The sequence below is a fragment of the Bradyrhizobium sp. Arg816 genome (assembly GCF_029989365.1).
GTDB lineage: Bacteria > Pseudomonadota > Alphaproteobacteria > Rhizobiales > Xanthobacteraceae > Bradyrhizobium.
Genome location: NZ_JAPRAQ010000021.1, coordinates 80,371 through 94,396 on the forward strand (window position 1 = coordinate 80,371; position 14,026 = coordinate 94,396).

Here is a 14,026-nt window from a genome sequence, read left to right on the forward strand (position 1 = left end):
ACTCGCTATTCTCCCATCCGGGGCGTGATGGCTACGCACAACCTCAGACGATCTGAGCTCTGAGCGGCCAGCTCATCGCCGGACAAGCCGTCGATGCTTGCTAGTCCGGGTAAGTGGCCGCTAATCGAAGCCTCTAGCTTCGCTTTAGCACCATCACAAGGCGGTCGACACGTTTGCCTTGCTTGAGGTGGGAGTCTACGATTTCGTCAACATCCTCAGGCGTGGTCGCGCGATACCACACTCCGTCGGGATAGACGACCATCAAGGGACCAGAGTTACAAAAGCCAAGGCAGCCTGCCATCGTGAAGCCAATATCGTTGAGGCCTTGCGCTTCGATCGCCTTGGCCATTCGATCCCACAGGGCTTGCGCGCCGGCGGCGCCACAGCTGCCGTGCGGATGAGTTGGCGGACGCTGCGTGTTGCAGGCAAAGACATGATGCCTATAAAGTTGAGGAAGCTCGAATTCGGTTTCTGAGTTCATGCGCCTATCCTGTGATCAATGGAATTCAGCTGAGCAGAGACAAGATGCGAGCACATCGCCCCCGCAATCTCTTACGATTAAACGCCGCATCGACCAATTGATGCTAATGATTCCCACTCGCGCTTGCCAAAGCAGGCGAAATGAGCGGGCGCCATAGTGATTGTCGTCGTTGAAGATCAGCGATAGATATCTTCGCGTCCAGAGCAGCCTCCTAGATCAATTCCAACCTCTTCTGCCCTCATCGCGATCTTTCTGCTCCCTCATCACTTCCTCACCATCCAACTTCTCCAAAGCAAGTTGCACACCAGATGCGTAACGTTCGTTTCTGCAACGATCCCTTGCTTTACGCGACTCACAATTATTGCGAAGGTTGCGACAATGTCGTTCGCTTCTGTTTCGGACACGACAAACCTCGCATAGCGTTTGACCCTTCACCCTTCTGCAGTTCGTACGCAGACTAACCGAGAATCTCAGTTATTTTGCCCAGCTCTTGCGCTATCATATCTTGGAATGAGCAGTGATCTTCATGGCACTCGAGCCGCCTAGTGAGGAGATCGAACGTGCGGTGAATCGAGCGCCGTGTTCTGCCATGGGTGATCGGCTGGCCGCATTGACCGGCGCGAGCCCACAGCATCTTCCTCGCCCTGAAGCTGGACGTTGCGTTCCGCCGCAGCCCATCTATCGTTTGCTCAAGAGATAGCGCTGTCGCGAGAGCCCAACGAGGCAGGGATGAATCGCCGAGCCACCTTTGAAGCTGCAGACCAAGCCGGTCGCAATCCCCGTCGGCAGCAACGTTAAACCGCAACACAGCGGCCCCAGATTGGGACCACGCTTCGCACGATACGCGTCAAGACGCGCTTGCAGCGGCAAATGCGGAACAAAGAACACGTGCCCATGAATGCATTTGCTCCTAACCGGCCCTAACTGACGATGGTGGCGTCATTCGGTAAGAGCCTAGCACGAACCGAGGTTTGGCATGGCAGTTGAAGCGGAGGCAATAACGCCAGCTGCGCCGGCCGGCCTTCTGACGCAGGATCATCATTCCTCCTGCCCAAACGGACCTGTCGGCCCTGGTCCCCATTCTCCAAGCCCAGACGATACCCTCGGCGAACTTCCTGCCGCCGGGGGCATTTCCCGCTCAAACATATCGCCGGGGTAGAAAGCATGTCCCGCCTGCCGGCTCGATTTGACGAGCCAGCGCAAGAGCAGCTTGTTGGTGCTGCGGAGGTCGCGGAGTACAAGGCCGCAATCCGACGAGGTGCCCGTTTTGTCTCACAAATCACACACTGTGACACGCATCCGCCAACGCTCACGAGTACAATGGCCTCATCCGAAGGCAAAGCGCCTCAGGCAGCTTGAGCACAACAAAGCGATAGGCCCGTTAGTCCGGATGGATCGTGATATCCATCATTTCGTCGCTGTCCCCGAAGGGGTCGGCAAACCGATCGTCCTCGAGCAGCTTGACGCCGCACAGGCAGACGTCACCTTCGATTACGGCGAGCGCTACCGGCTCAAGCGATTGTCCATCGCAAGGGCCGTCGATGCACATCCCAGTGTCGATCTCAAATCTTGCACCGTGCCGGCCGCATCTGAGAAAGGAGCGATCCGCCGAGAAAAACGCACCGGAGCCGATGTTGAGCCAGACGCTCTCATGCGGACAGCGATTGACGTAACCGAAATAGTCATTGCCGAAGGTGCGCACCACAATAATTGGAAACGGTCGGCTCTCGCCCCAATCATCAATCCGCAACAGGCTAAAGCCCATGGCCTCACTCCGCTCGATGGCATCGGCCGGACAGACGGCAAAAACCTCGATGTGACCGCTCATCAGGTTGCCGATTATAGGTTCGCTCATCCCGGCCTCGCAGTTTCCTGCTTGAAGGCTTGGATCGCAGTCCGGCTCAGCTGAAACATCCCACGGCCACGAGCGAGAGGTCGGTAAGCTGAGTTGGCACGGGTGTTGAGGACGTCAAACCACTGGTTCGGCGTGAGCTTCGCCGGACGCTCGCTGATTTGGATCACTCTTCCGTTCGGAGCGAAGCGGACGTGGATGATGACTTGTTGCGAGTTCATACCGATCCCCTGTTTTGGTAACTAAAGATCCTGAGCGACACCGAGAATCTCGACCGTGATGTGCTTGGTTTGGGGCACCTTGACGCGTAGGCTCTCAAGCCGCGCCTTGAACGCCCGCCTTCTCCGCTATCGAGTAGATCTTCTTCGCGCTCGCTTGGAGCATTTCTCTTGCGGCTTTAAGACGAGTGCATGCCGCCAGCGGCATCCGGGGCGCTCCAGCCATGTGGATCACGATGTCTCCGACGACGCAGCGACAAACGACGTATCCTCGGTCCGGTTGCTCATCTCTCGCGATGAGAAACACCACGCTCATCGCAATTCAATCCTCGTTCTTCCGCGTCGTGGATGACGAGCATCTCAGTAAATCGCGGCACCCGCTCCCACGTTTATCGACGCATCTTTCATGGTCTCGACGATGAACTCGATCTGCTTGTTCGTGAGATGGGTGTGAAACGGAAGGGTAAGAGCGCGATCTGCTATTTTTTCCGCAACCAGGAAATCGCCACGCCGATAGCCGAAGTCAAAGTAGTGTCGTTGCAAGTGCAGGGGTTGGCTATAGGCGGCGGATTCAACCTGCGCGACGCGCAGATCATCGATAATGGCGTCGCGCCCCGATCGCGTGAAGCGTGTCCCCAGATGAACGAGATAAAGCAACCAGTTCACCTCGCTCACATTGGGGCCAACATAAGGCGGCTTGATGCCCTCAAATGATTGCATATGCGCGTTATAAAGCTGCTCGATGAACCGACGCCGCTCCAGGATTTCATCGAGACGCTTGAGCTGCGCTAGGCCCAAGGCAGCCGTGAGATCGCTCATGCCGGCCTGATAAGGCGCCGTGCTACCGACAACAACGGAAGAGCGCTCGTCCAGGCGATGGGCGCAATGGCGACGCAAGCCGAGCGCGATGTCGATATCGTCGGTCACCACCATTGCGCCTTCGCCACAGGTTAGGGCCACCGGCTGAGCAAAGTCGAACACCGCGAGGTCGCCAAACCGGCCGACGAGCTCACCCTTGTAGCTCGATCCGATCGCCTCGGTGGAATCCTCCAAAAGCAGCAGCTGATGGCGCCGCGCGACCGCGCGCAGCTCCGACCATGGCGCTGGATGACCGTTGGGATTGCCGGCGACAATCGCCCGCGTGTTGGCCGTGATGCGCTCTTCGGCCTTCGCTGGGACTAATGCTCCCGACCAATAGTCGACATCTGCAAATACCGCTCGTGCGCCTGCGAGACTGATGGCATGCGCGGTCTCACGAAAGGAGTAGGGCGAGGCGATAACCTCATGCCCCGGGCCAATGCCGAGCGCCCTCAGCGCAAGGAGAAGCCCGATGGTACCACTCGAGACCGCAACAGCATATTTGCGGCCAAGATAGGCGGCGAAAGCGCGCTCAAACGCCTCAGTAATCCGCCCGTTGGAGATTTGCGGCGAACACAGCAGCGTTTCAACGGCAGAAAGCTCGGCGAAGGTGATATCGGGATCGGACAGTGGAATGAATGATGTATTCTCCTCCACAGTGAGCGCGCCATCAAGCCGATACTCTGCTAGTTCAGTGCTCACCGCCCAACATTCCTTTTGGCCAATACGATGCCGGTCGCCCGCGTCGGATCGGCCGTAATCTGCACGCAGTGATCCGATCGATCGATCAGATGAAGGTCGAAACGCGGAAACTGCCGGAACGGCTGATCCGCCACATCCGACGCATCACAGCGCACCCAAGCAAGCTGCGGAAAGCGGCGCCGCAGCTCGACAAACGGATCCATCTCGGCGACATCGGCTGCAAGCAGCCGCTCGATTTCGATCACTTCCTCCGCGGTGAGCGCCATCGTGGCTCCTCTATGACTGCTGAAAGGCGGGGCATCATTGCCAAAACAGACGCTCCGGATCCGCATTCAATTCGTCAATTGCAGAGGTCAGCCGATGGTAAAGGCTGTAAAATTCCCAGATCCCTCGCGCGTGGTTCTTGCGAAACAGCTTCCAGACTCCGCTCACGGCATCATAAAGAATCAGCGCGACATCGATGAGAGCGCCATCCTTGTTGATGTTGCGCGAGCAACATGGGCTCTCGACGAGATAGCCGCCCCTCACCGGCGTCACGTTCGGCGAGACGTAGAGATAGCACTTGCGCGAGCTCAAGCCGCGCTCGATCCGTTTGCGATCGAGCTCGTTGGGGTGAGGCACCAGCCCGGCCTTTATCTTTCTCATCAGCGCAGCATTCATGGCGAAAGCCTCCATTCAAAGTACTGCGATTTCATCTTCAAGACAGCCGATGAGCAGCTGCTTACCAAAATCCACAATGTAGATCGGCACGTTCGCTTCGGTATGGATCGCGACGTTGGTGATCTCACCGGTCGCTCCAGCGGCGAGCAAGACTCCTTCGGGCTCCGTATCGGGAAATGAGTCGTCGTTGATGAGGTCGACTGCGGTCTTGACCCGCTGGCCACGTCGATATTTCGGAAAGCCGGGCTGCGTCATGACTCCTCCGGCAGTGGCAGATCATCGATCTCCTCGCAGGCGTCCACCGGCTCTAGTTCCTTGCGCTTCATGCCAACGCGGTAGCCGCTTTCCAGATACTCGACGCCGTAGATGTAGAATTGCTGCAGGAACGTGCCGATCGATACGACGTAACCCACCTCTCCCTTCTTGACTAAAACGTCGCCAATCTCCTTGCCGCGATAGGTGCCATCATTGCGGATGGTGCGACTGGCTCGCACCTTTTGGCCAAAGCTGAAAATAGGCGGCTCGCTGAGCTCGATGACGTCGCTGTCGCGAACGATGCTGTTCATGTATCGCTCCTCATGGATCGCTCCTTTGGAGATGCGGGGAGCCGCCTCGCCCACCGCAGGCGAGATCCTGCATCACTTCATCCTCGCGCGGCATCGTCGGTCACATCGACGATGGCAGCGCTGCCGAAGGCCGCTTTCGGCATCGCGAAGCGCCTTTGGACCACCGCGCGGAATGCAATGCCCGCTAGGCCCGTGCTGCCGACCGGCTACAGCACGATCGCAGGGCAATCCAGCGCAGTCCTCGTCCGTGATGGAAGATCGCACGTCGGCGCCTGCGCCGCCGCCAACGCGCAGCACGAAGCTTATGGCGCTTTCAGAACCAGCTCTTGTCATGCCACTCATGGGCCTCACGCTTTAGGTTGGCGCCTGGTAGCGAGGCAAGGATGTGTCAACCACGCAGGTATTGTCGACCGGACAGGCGGCGAGACATTGCGGCTCGTCGAAATGGCCAACACATTCAGTGCATTTCGCCGCCTCAATGACGAAGCTCGCCCCCTTCTCCGAGATGGCAACGTTCGGGCATAAGGATTCGCAGGCTGAGCAGCTCGTACACTGCGAGGCGATGATCTTGAATGGCACATATTTCCCCTTACGCTACGGAGATCAGAGATCCTTGCCGGACCGCGGCGTCGCCGCGCTGCACGTGCTGGATCTCCCCGCGTTTCACCTTGTCCAGATAGGATTTGAACCAGGCGATCGCCGACTTCCCAATGAACTCATGGGCGTATTGATCGACCGGCTCGATCCCCGCCCTGATCAGACTGCTTTTCGGACAGCCGCCGATCTTGGACACGAAGACCGCATGGCAGTCATGGATGCCACGCATGATGGCAGAAAGCCTGTCCTCCTCGCCATAACCGCCCTGGCAGTAAACGTCCACGCGGCGGTGGCCGACGAATTTGGCGCCAGATGTAGAAAGTTCGTACACCTGAAATTCCTTTGCATGCCCAAAGTGCTCGTTGATCAACCCCGAGCCCTTGGTTGCGACGGCAACTAAAAGAGTGATCGCGCTCATCTCTCCGGCAAATTCCGCAAGCTCCTTTTGGGTGGCCGCGACTTTGGCGGCACGCTCATCCTCTACCCTGTCCTGATAACCCTTGCGCATCTCTAAGTCATATTGGACGTCCATTTTCATGACCTGATCGGTGGTGAACTCTGCGCTGCGATCCTCTCCGAGTAGACCAACCGCATCGGCGCGGCACTGGCGGCAATGCCGCATCATTTTTATCTCCCCTTCACAAGCATCTTGCAGCGCCTTCAATTCCCACGCAGTCGGTCCGCGCTGACCGTTGAGGCCAAATGCCGTGCCGTGCTCGGGCGCGGAGATCAGTGGCATGATATTGTGAAGGAAGGCACCGCGCGACTTCACCGCCTTGTTGACCTCGACCAAGTGGCGGTCGTTGATGTTTGGGATCATCACCGAGTTGACCTTGCACAGGATGCCCCGTTCGCTAAGCATCTCGAGGCCTTGCAGCTGGCGATCGGTGAGTATCCTTGCCGCGTCCATGCCGGTGTAGCGCTTGTGGTTGAAGAAGATCCACGGGTAGATCTTGGCGCCGATTTCGGGATCGACCATGTTGATAGTGATGGTGACGTGGTCAATTTTCGACCTGGCGATGGTATCAACGTGGTCCGGCAGAGCCAGTCCATTGGTTGACAGGCACAGCTTGATGTCCGGAGCCGCCTTGGCGACCAGCTCGAACGTCTTGAACGTCTTTGCTGGATTGGCCAGGGGGTCGCCGGGGCCAGCGATGCCAAGGACCGTCATCTGCGGAATGGTGGTCGCGACCGCGAGCACTTTTCTTACCGCCTGCTCAGGCGTGAGCTTCTCGCTCACCACACCCGGACGCGATTCATTGGCGCAGTCGTATTTTCGGTTGCAGTAATTGCACTGGATGTTGCAGGCAGGCGCGACCGAGACATGCATTCGGGCGTAATGATGATGCGCTTCTTCGCTGTAGCAGGGATGGTTCTTGACCTTTTCCCAGATTTCGATCGGCAGATCGCCTTGCCCTGCCTGCGAGCCGCAGCTCGCCTGCCCGGTCTTGGCCGAAGCGCGGCAGCCCTTATGCTCGGCGGCGGGCTTCATCTTGCCGTTATCCCCTGCAGCTTTGACATATTTTCCGCGTCCGACGACCGCGTTCATTTTCATTTTTCCCTGCAGGCATCATCGGCCTCCCAGGACCATCCGTGAGCGAGCCTCAAGAAGCTGGGTAGCAACTTGCATGCCATGGCGGAGACGATGAAATTGCAGCCATACGCCAACGAGTCAGCGGAAACGATCGGCGCTAGCGCATGTAAGAACATGCAATGATGCGCTTGTTGACAATGCGACAGTTACGTCGTCATTCTCACGCAGCGCTCCATGGCTTGCGCATTCTTCTCGCGCTGCGCTCGCCGGAACCCGGCTCCATCTGAAGGGGTCTTCTCGCGTTGCGGCTCTCGCAAATAAGTCGATACAAGCTGGGGGATTCGGGCTTCACAAGGACGCTAATGGGTGATCAGTATCTCAACCGCGCAAGGGATCTCAATCGCAAGCGGTGTAAGGCCTTGCTCGAGTAGAAACCGGAGCTCGTTGCGAGAGAGCGCGTCTGGATCAACGATCGCATAGTGGGTGTCGGCCGAGCGCTTGATGATCTGCCGGGCATAGCTACGCAACAGCTGGTCATTGAAGCGACAGCCGATGAAGAGAAAGGTCTGTCCGATTCGCCTTTCCTTGATGATGTCCGGAATTGGCGTCTGAATGTCGATTTCGGTCAACGCCTCGACATAGTCAGCGTCGGAGATAAGGAAGTTGTTGGCCGGCTGCACGCTGCCATGCGGCTTGTACAACACCGTCGCCCAGCTGCCGGCCACGGCACTGTCGACCTCTTGGCCAAGTGAATCGTAAAAGCGATACCAGCGATTCTCGCCAATGCCGATGCGGGTGATACCCTGCACTTCGCCCCATCCATCGCGCTTACCCAGCGCCGCGCGCATGGCGGCATCATACCAGGCGTCGACTATGACGGGCAGCGACAGGGACGCAAGATGATGGTGCAACCGCGTCGGCTCGACCGGCCGAGCGAAGGCCTGCGTCATCAATGCCGTCACGGAGGACCGGTGTTTGCTGATCTCGACATGCTGCGCCGACGCCCACGCATTGCCCCTAGCCCGCCGCGGCAGCGCAACCTTGCTCGCGAAGAAGCTGGCCAACGCCTCTGGCGTGGTCGGCATATCGGATCTGCACAATTCGGCAAGGCCAGGACCGAGATAGGGAATGACGCTCGCGGCCCTCAGGCCGGCAGCGATGTCCACGAGCGTCGCCTTTGCATCGGCAGCATCGACAAAGTCGATCTGCGGGGGCGCCTTCACGGATCGCCCCCGTTTTCGCCCCGTTTTTTAGCGTTGATTGTGATCGGTAGTGGTGTGTCGCTCGCCATCTCGGGCAAATCGAGCACCCAGCCATTAGCTACTTTGATCCAGCCGCCCCATAGCGTCTCGTACTCGGATTCCACGATCGGCTCTTCGAGATCCTTTTTTGGCACGTAGATCGACAGGCCCGCGTCCGGAGACCGGCGGATCATGATTTTCACGAGGTCTACTCCCTGACTGCGACGGGGGAGGTGGCGCGCAGGCGAGCCGCGATGTCGGACACTGCGCACACGACCTCATCGACCTCCGCGAAGGAGGTTTCACGCGACAGGGAAAAGCGCACCGCGCCACGCATCCGCCACGCGGGCACCTGCATGGCCCGCAGAACATGGGATGGCTGCATTGAGCCGGCGTTGCAGGCTGATCCGAGCGACACGGCAATGCCCGCCCTATCGAGATGGTGGGCGATGGCTTCGCCTTCGAGATGATCGAAAGCAATATTGGCCGTGTTCGCTAATCGATTGCTGATATCGCCGAGCGCGACGCACTCGCCATTGTGCAAAATTCCCTGCTCAAGGCGATCGCGCAATGCGCCAATGCGAACGCGCTCCGGTTCGAGCCGCTCCGCCGCAAGCTCGGCGGCCTTTCCCAGGCCGACAATGCCAGGAATATTCTCAGTTCCGCCACGGCGCCCTCGTTCCTGTGATCCGCCGCAGATCAGCGGCCGGAATTTTGTCCCTGTGCGCAAATATAGCGCGCCGATCCCCTTGGGGCCGTGCAGTTTGTGCCCGGATAGCGACAGCATGTCGATCGCACTGTCCTTTAGGTTCACGGGCACCTTGCCGACGGCCTGGACCGCATCGGTGTGAAACAGCGCGCCCGCCTCACGGGTCAACCCGGCCAGAAACTCCACGGGAAACAGCGTTCCGGTCTCGTTGTTGGCCCACATAACCGAGGCAATCGCGGTGCGTGGCCCGAGTGCGCCGCGAAACGCCCCGATGTCGAGCCGGCCGCGGGCATCTACGGGTACGATGTGCGTCTTGACTCCTCTTGTCGCCAATTGCTCGGTTAGCGCAAGAACGGCGGAGTGCTCTACCGAGGTGGTGACGATCTCGTCGCGGTCTTCCTGCATCGCAAGCGCAGAGAGGACCGCGGCATTATTGGCCTCGGTCCCTCCCGAAGTGAAAACAATTTCATGATCGTATGCGTTCCCTAGCAGGGTGCGCAAGCTACGCCGGGCCTGCCTCACAGCGACTGCGACCTCGCTGCCAAAGGCATGCCTGGACGAAGCATTGCCGAATTGCTCGGTGAAGAACGGCAACATGGCTTGCACCACGGATGGATCGGTCCGCGTCGTTGCATTGTTATCGAGGTAAATCGGCACTCGATTTTCGCTCAATCCACTGCCTCGCCTGCAGCAGCGACGGGGATTAGGCGGACAAATTCGCCGAGTTTATCGACCAGCCGAGCCTGAATGCCTTTCAGCGTCACGCTCGAAAGCTTACACAACGTGCGGGCACCGGTCTGGCTGACCATGCCCCTGCTGCCATCGATCCCGATCAGGTGACAGTCGCCACCGTCGCGTTGCAGATTGGGTCGGATCTCTTCGATTGCGCCGCGAATGCGACGCTCTCGGTCTGTCGCAGTGGACGACGACTGCCTCAGTTCTCCTGGTTCGGCCGGCATGCTTCGATGTCTCCTTCTCATCAGCTGAGCGATTTGTTTCATCAGCTGAACGATTTTCCGCATGAGCAGTTCGCGCTAGCGTTCGGGTTGTGAAAGGTAAAGCCAGAACTCTCCAGTGCCATCACGAAATCGATGGTCGTGCCGATCAGATGCTCACAGCTCTTGTTATCGACGAACACCTTCAGCCCGTTGCATTCGAGCACGGTGTCGTCAGGCTTCGGTTCTTCGACCAGACCCATCTTGTATTTCAATCCATTGCAGCCGCCCGCTTCGATCATGACGCGCAGACCGCCGGTCGGGTGCGTCGACGATGAAATCGCGCTCTTGATTGCATTCACCGCGCTATCCGTCAGGTTGATCACGACTTTCCCTCATCAGCTTGGATCTAGCTGCTAAGGGCAAGTCACGTGCCAGCGCGCAGACGCTTGATGATGCTCACTTTTTCGGATCGCGCCTGTTGGCGTCGAAACCGGTGTCGGGTTCCCGACAAGGCTCCTTGAGGTGATCGCAGCCACTGACGCGTTTTCTTTCTAAGCTACGGCGAAGGCCCCTATTCATGCGGCGGCAAGCAATTTGCATCGCATCTGCCACCGGCCAAGGCGTCGGAGAAGAGCTAGATCGAGGTAGACTTTAATGACTGCAATCGAGAACACCGCACTCGGCAAACTTGAGAAGGAGGGCCGCCTGCTCAACGCCGTACTCAAAGGCGGGACTACCAAGCCGGGCCGGTTCGGCTTTCGCGGCGACGTGGCACTAAAATTCCAGACTCAGGTCGCGGACGAGAAACGGCCGCCAGACTATTCGATTGAGCAGGTGTTGACGATCGCGCAGGACGGCGAACGCACTATTCCGGTGCTGGCCGGCTACCTGCATTCCTTCGCCTATCTTGCTGACATCGCAACCGTCCTTGACGGCGCCTTAAGCCCAACCGGCAGCTACTTCATGTTCTGCAACAACATTGATTTATTGGCGAAGTACCGAGTGAAGTTGGGTGATATTAGCTTCAACGTCCTACCGTGCGATGAATCCACGGTTTGGAAGGAGATGATGGACCTGGTCGGGCTCAACAAGGACGAGATCAAGAAGCTCGATCCGGGCGGCAAGCTTGATTACCTCCTCGATGCCGCAAAGGATCTCGACCTGTCCTATGAGGAGATCTCGTACGACGACGGGCTAAAGAGGATGGAGCCCGTGAAAAACCGCAACGAGAACCGGCCGGTCTGAGCGCGGTCTTCAGTTGTTGGCCGATGCATCGTCTTCGACAAGATGCACACCAACGACGCAGATATCACCATCCAGAACTGCCAACGCTATCGGCGTGAGCGCTCTACCTTGACATGGACCTTCGACGCACCGGCCCGTGCCGAGTTCGAAGGTCGAACCATGCTTGCCGCACATCAGCCGGATACCGCATGGATCGAGGAATTCGTTCCGCTCCCAGTCCAAATTGACGCCGTTGTGCGGGCATTTATTGGCGTAGCCAAGCACCTTTTTGCCCCAGCGCACCACAATGATGGACCAGGGCCGGTAATTGCCGTGATCATCGACGACTATAAGGTGGAATCCCATGGCCTGGCGGCTCGGAATGTCGTTAAAGCCGCAAATCGCATAGATGGCATCTGGCTGCATTCATCGCTCGTTTATTGCAAGAGTTTCTTCATTGTCGTTGTGCAATCAACGTGCAAGGACCGTACTCAAGCATTCTGCACCATTTGCCGAATGACTACATGCGGTAGCTGGTCGTTGCTGCGCGTTCTGGCCACGGCAGTGGCAAGCCCGTTACGGGCCTCGTGTCGCGTATCCCACCGCGGCATCGTGAGTGCCTTCGGAGAAAGGTTGGACGGTCGTTTCAGCCGCGAGGGCGCCGCGGCGAGCGTGCGCCCCCGTTGAAGTAACACCGTTGGGCCCGGCATAGAACGGTCGAATGTCCTTCCTTTCAGGCCCGGTCCTGCTATTGCAGCCAATTTATTCCATGTGCATTCCACTAAGAGCGCGCTCCAGGTAAAATGAAGGGTCGTCGTCCGAGGAATCCGTCTGAGGACCGCCATCACTGCCCTCCGCTTTCGAAAGATACTTCGTAGGCTTGCCTACACGCTGCCACTCGTCGTTCTCGTTCTTCGTCCACACTTCGGGATGTTGGTTGGGATCAAGCGCCCAGTGGTTACGACCCACGTGAACAAAACCCATCTCCGCTAGACGAGGTTCCACGCCCGTTAGGGCCGGTCGCGACAAGATCAGCGGATGGTCCCCGTCCTCTCGCAGTTGATGTTCTAGCAAGATATCGCCAGCGTTCTCGACAAGCGGATGAGTCACCCGAAGATCTACCACGGATGTGATATCGTTGCGCCCAAACTGCTGCTGAAAATGGTCTCCTTTAATCCGAGCCGGGCCTCCTGCTCTGAGAAGCCCGACAATTTCGTCGCCCAACCGGTAGCTGTAAAATCGTGCCGGCTTATTTGGATCGTCGTAGGTGTTGGCGTAACTTCCAGCAACCGTCGCTGCGCGCTCAGCCTTCTGGGAGACGAAGTCCGAGTACTCTTCTGGGTTCTCGGCGATGTGCCTGATATCACTGCGCAAGAATCTCTCAACTCCGCGCAAGAAGGAATCTCGGTCTATCTCTCTAATGGGCGCTTCGGAAACGAGAGAGTATGACGCCGCTGGTTCGGATGACGACCCACCTCGCTCCATTCCTGCAACTGTTTCCGCGAACCGGGGACTATCTCCCGCCTCTGACGAATCGTCAGTTTGGTTACCGGTTGTAAACTGGCTGGATGACCCAACGCTTCTGCCATACATGAGAGCGCTCTCCTATCGGCAAAGTTGCACGCAATTGAGCTCGTGCCGTGCAAGCTCTGCCGGCTAGGATATAATTCCTAGCTGACCATAACCTGACCAGAGCACTCTGCCGCTTCGCCGTGACTACCCGACGCACTCTGCGCGTGAGTTACAGATAGTCGCTGCGACAAGCCGCGATCTGTGGGTAGAATCGCACGTAAGATCGCGGGCTGCCGATCGCTCAAAGAGACCGACCTAACTATGCTCTTCGGACTCCATCATGACAGCCACTTCGATGTACTTAGCGCTGAGGGATGCGCGGCTCGCCTTCTACGAATAGACGGACCTTGGAGACGAGTGGTTTGTGAGCAACGGCTATTGTATCGGCATAACATAGCCGGCGCCCAACCATCACCGGGCAATGCTTGCGCTTTAGCTCGCTCGATCTTGCTATTCGATGTTTAATCGAGATCCTTCTGGCGCGCCGTCCTCACCATGAGTTCACCTGACCAAAATTGCACCTTTCCTCCACCTATATCTCGCCTGCCGCGACAGGACGAGTGTGTTCGCTCACGCCGCTTCAGGTACGGCTGAAGTGTGAGTCTGGCAGTTGGCCGGGCAAACCCTGGCGCATGCACCGCAGCCAATGCAAGCGCCTTGATCATTCAGAACCATAATCTTCTTTTCGATCTCATCGTCATCGTCATCGAGGTTGACAAATTCGCCATCCTCGCTGATTCCTATCAACGTCATGACATCTCGGCCGCACACCTTGAAACAGCGGCCACAGCCGATGCACTTCTTGGCATCGATCGAGATCAGGTATTGTGGCGTCCAGTCCCGTCCGTCTCGTGTTTGAAACGACATGCATTGC

Annotated in this window: 18 protein-coding genes; 1 reads left to right on the top strand and 17 read right to left on the bottom strand. The window is 58.0% G+C overall.

Translation table 11 applies throughout. The annotated features are described in order from the left end of the window. Positions 1-133 precede the first annotated feature (133 nt). The 14 genes from OWC48_RS34935 to OWC48_RS35005 form a co-directional block, all read right to left on the bottom strand. Positions 134-481, bottom strand: coding sequence for a ferredoxin (locus tag OWC48_RS34935; RefSeq protein ID WP_282524061.1), 348 nt, complete (start codon positions 479-481; stop codon positions 134-136). 1,381 nt (positions 482-1,862) lie between these two features. Next, entirely contained in the window at positions 1,863-2,309 is a 447-nt protein-coding gene (locus OWC48_RS34940; RefSeq protein ID WP_282524062.1) for a Rieske 2Fe-2S domain-containing protein, read from the bottom strand. A 602-nt stretch (positions 2,310-2,911) separates the two neighbouring features. Next, complete coding sequence (locus OWC48_RS34950) at positions 2,912-4,066, bottom strand: DegT/DnrJ/EryC1/StrS family aminotransferase (RefSeq protein ID WP_282524112.1); 1,155 nt, start codon at positions 4,064-4,066, stop codon at positions 2,912-2,914. Positions 4,067-4,107: 41 nt separating this feature from the next. Continuing rightward, positions 4,108-4,377, bottom strand: coding sequence for a hypothetical protein (locus tag OWC48_RS34955; protein WP_282524064.1), 270 nt, complete (start codon positions 4,375-4,377; stop codon positions 4,108-4,110). Positions 4,378-4,411: 34 nt separating this feature from the next. Further along, on the bottom strand, positions 4,412-4,771 hold the full coding sequence (locus tag OWC48_RS34960) for a DUF3024 domain-containing protein (RefSeq protein WP_282524065.1): 360 nt from the start codon (positions 4,769-4,771) through the stop codon (positions 4,412-4,414). A 15-nt stretch (positions 4,772-4,786) separates the two neighbouring features. Then, on the bottom strand, positions 4,787-5,026 hold the full coding sequence (locus OWC48_RS34965; RefSeq protein ID WP_282524066.1) for a nitrogen fixation protein NifZ: 240 nt from the start codon (positions 5,024-5,026) through the stop codon (positions 4,787-4,789). Continuing rightward, positions 5,023-5,337, bottom strand: a complete 315-nt coding sequence (locus OWC48_RS34970; protein ID WP_282524067.1) for a nitrogen fixation protein NifZ — start codon at positions 5,335-5,337, stop codon at positions 5,023-5,025. Before OWC48_RS34970 ends, OWC48_RS34965 begins: the two co-directional genes overlap by 4 nt. A 354-nt stretch (positions 5,338-5,691) precedes the next feature. Next, the gene (locus OWC48_RS34975; protein ID WP_282524068.1) at positions 5,692-5,916 is read right to left on the bottom strand and encodes a 4Fe-4S binding protein; all 225 of its coding nucleotides are present in this window, start codon (positions 5,914-5,916) and stop codon (positions 5,692-5,694) included. Positions 5,917-5,926: 10 nt separating this feature from the next. Then, entirely contained in the window at positions 5,927-7,483 is a 1,557-nt protein-coding gene (gene nifB / locus OWC48_RS34980) for a nitrogenase cofactor biosynthesis protein NifB (protein ID WP_282524069.1), read from the bottom strand. Between the two features lie 344 nt (positions 7,484-7,827). Further along, positions 7,828-8,691, bottom strand: a complete 864-nt coding sequence (locus OWC48_RS34985) for an SIR2 family protein (RefSeq protein ID WP_282524070.1) — start codon at positions 8,689-8,691, stop codon at positions 7,828-7,830. After that, positions 8,688-8,912, bottom strand: a complete 225-nt coding sequence (nifT, locus tag OWC48_RS34990; protein ID WP_282524071.1) for a putative nitrogen fixation protein NifT — start codon at positions 8,910-8,912, stop codon at positions 8,688-8,690. Before nifT ends, OWC48_RS34985 begins: the two co-directional genes overlap by 4 nt. A 5-nt stretch (positions 8,913-8,917) precedes the next feature. Beyond that, complete coding sequence (nifS, locus tag OWC48_RS34995) at positions 8,918-10,090, bottom strand: cysteine desulfurase NifS (RefSeq protein WP_282524072.1); 1,173 nt, start codon at positions 10,088-10,090, stop codon at positions 8,918-8,920. After that, positions 10,087-10,377 carry a NifU family protein gene (locus tag OWC48_RS35000; protein ID WP_282524113.1) on the bottom strand — a complete coding sequence of 97 codons (291 nt, stop codon included), beginning with the start codon at positions 10,375-10,377 and terminating at the stop codon, positions 10,087-10,089. The genes nifS and OWC48_RS35000 overlap by 4 nt, the downstream gene beginning before the upstream one ends. A gap of 41 nt (positions 10,378-10,418) precedes the next feature. Continuing rightward, positions 10,419-10,739, bottom strand: coding sequence for an iron-sulfur cluster assembly accessory protein (locus OWC48_RS35005; RefSeq protein ID WP_282524073.1), 321 nt, complete (start codon positions 10,737-10,739; stop codon positions 10,419-10,421). A 271-nt stretch (positions 10,740-11,010) separates the two neighbouring features. Here OWC48_RS35005 and OWC48_RS35010 point away from each other — a divergent pair, with 271 nt between their 5' ends. Next, positions 11,011-11,601, top strand: coding sequence for a hypothetical protein (locus tag OWC48_RS35010; protein ID WP_282524074.1), 591 nt, complete (start codon positions 11,011-11,013; stop codon positions 11,599-11,601). Between the two features lie 9 nt (positions 11,602-11,610). Here the strand turns inward: OWC48_RS35010 and OWC48_RS35015 are convergent, their stop codons facing one another. The 3 genes from OWC48_RS35015 to fdxB form a co-directional block, all read right to left on the bottom strand. Beyond that, positions 11,611-12,006 (bottom strand): Rieske 2Fe-2S domain-containing protein, encoded by a 396-nt coding sequence (locus tag OWC48_RS35015; protein WP_282524075.1) that lies wholly within the window; start codon positions 12,004-12,006, stop codon positions 11,611-11,613. Between the two features lie 336 nt (positions 12,007-12,342). Then, positions 12,343-12,954 carry a host specificity protein gene (locus tag OWC48_RS35020; RefSeq protein ID WP_282524076.1) on the bottom strand — a complete coding sequence of 204 codons (612 nt, stop codon included), beginning with the start codon at positions 12,952-12,954 and terminating at the stop codon, positions 12,343-12,345. Positions 12,955-13,722: 768 nt separating this feature from the next. Next, the gene (gene fdxB / locus OWC48_RS35025; RefSeq protein WP_282524077.1) at positions 13,723-14,019 is read right to left on the bottom strand and encodes a ferredoxin III, nif-specific; all 297 of its coding nucleotides are present in this window, start codon (positions 14,017-14,019) and stop codon (positions 13,723-13,725) included. Positions 14,020-14,026 lie beyond the last annotated feature (7 nt).

Excerpts from the sequence above, each read along its gene's own strand:
- OWC48_RS34935 (WP_282524061.1), bottom strand. The coding sequence starts at position 481 with ATGAACTCAGAAACCGAATTCGAGCTTCCTCAACTTTATAGGCATCAT.
- OWC48_RS34940 (WP_282524062.1), bottom strand. The coding sequence starts at position 2,309 with ATGAGCGGTCACATCGAGGTTTTTGCCGTCTGTCCGGCCGATGCCATC.
- OWC48_RS34955 (WP_282524064.1), bottom strand. The coding sequence starts at position 4,377 with ATGGCGCTCACCGCGGAGGAAGTGATCGAAATCGAGCGGCTGCTTGCA.
- OWC48_RS34960 (WP_282524065.1), bottom strand. The coding sequence starts at position 4,771 with ATGAATGCTGCGCTGATGAGAAAGATAAAGGCCGGGCTGGTGCCTCAC.
- OWC48_RS34965 (WP_282524066.1), bottom strand. The coding sequence starts at position 5,026 with ATGACGCAGCCCGGCTTTCCGAAATATCGACGTGGCCAGCGGGTCAAG.
- OWC48_RS34970 (WP_282524067.1), bottom strand. The coding sequence starts at position 5,337 with ATGAACAGCATCGTTCGCGACAGCGACGTCATCGAGCTCAGCGAGCCG.
- nifB (WP_282524069.1), bottom strand. The coding sequence starts at position 7,483 with ATGAACGCGGTCGTCGGACGCGGAAAATATGTCAAAGCTGCAGGGGAT.
- OWC48_RS35000 (WP_282524113.1), bottom strand. The coding sequence starts at position 10,377 with ATGCCGGCCGAACCAGGAGAACTGAGGCAGTCGTCGTCCACTGCGACA.
- OWC48_RS35010 (WP_282524074.1), top strand. The coding sequence starts at position 11,011 with ATGACTGCAATCGAGAACACCGCACTCGGCAAACTTGAGAAGGAGGGC.
- OWC48_RS35015 (WP_282524075.1), bottom strand. The coding sequence starts at position 12,006 with ATGCAGCCAGATGCCATCTATGCGATTTGCGGCTTTAACGACATTCCG.
- fdxB (WP_282524077.1), bottom strand. The coding sequence starts at position 14,019 with ATGTCGTTTCAAACACGAGACGGACGGGACTGGACGCCACAATACCTG.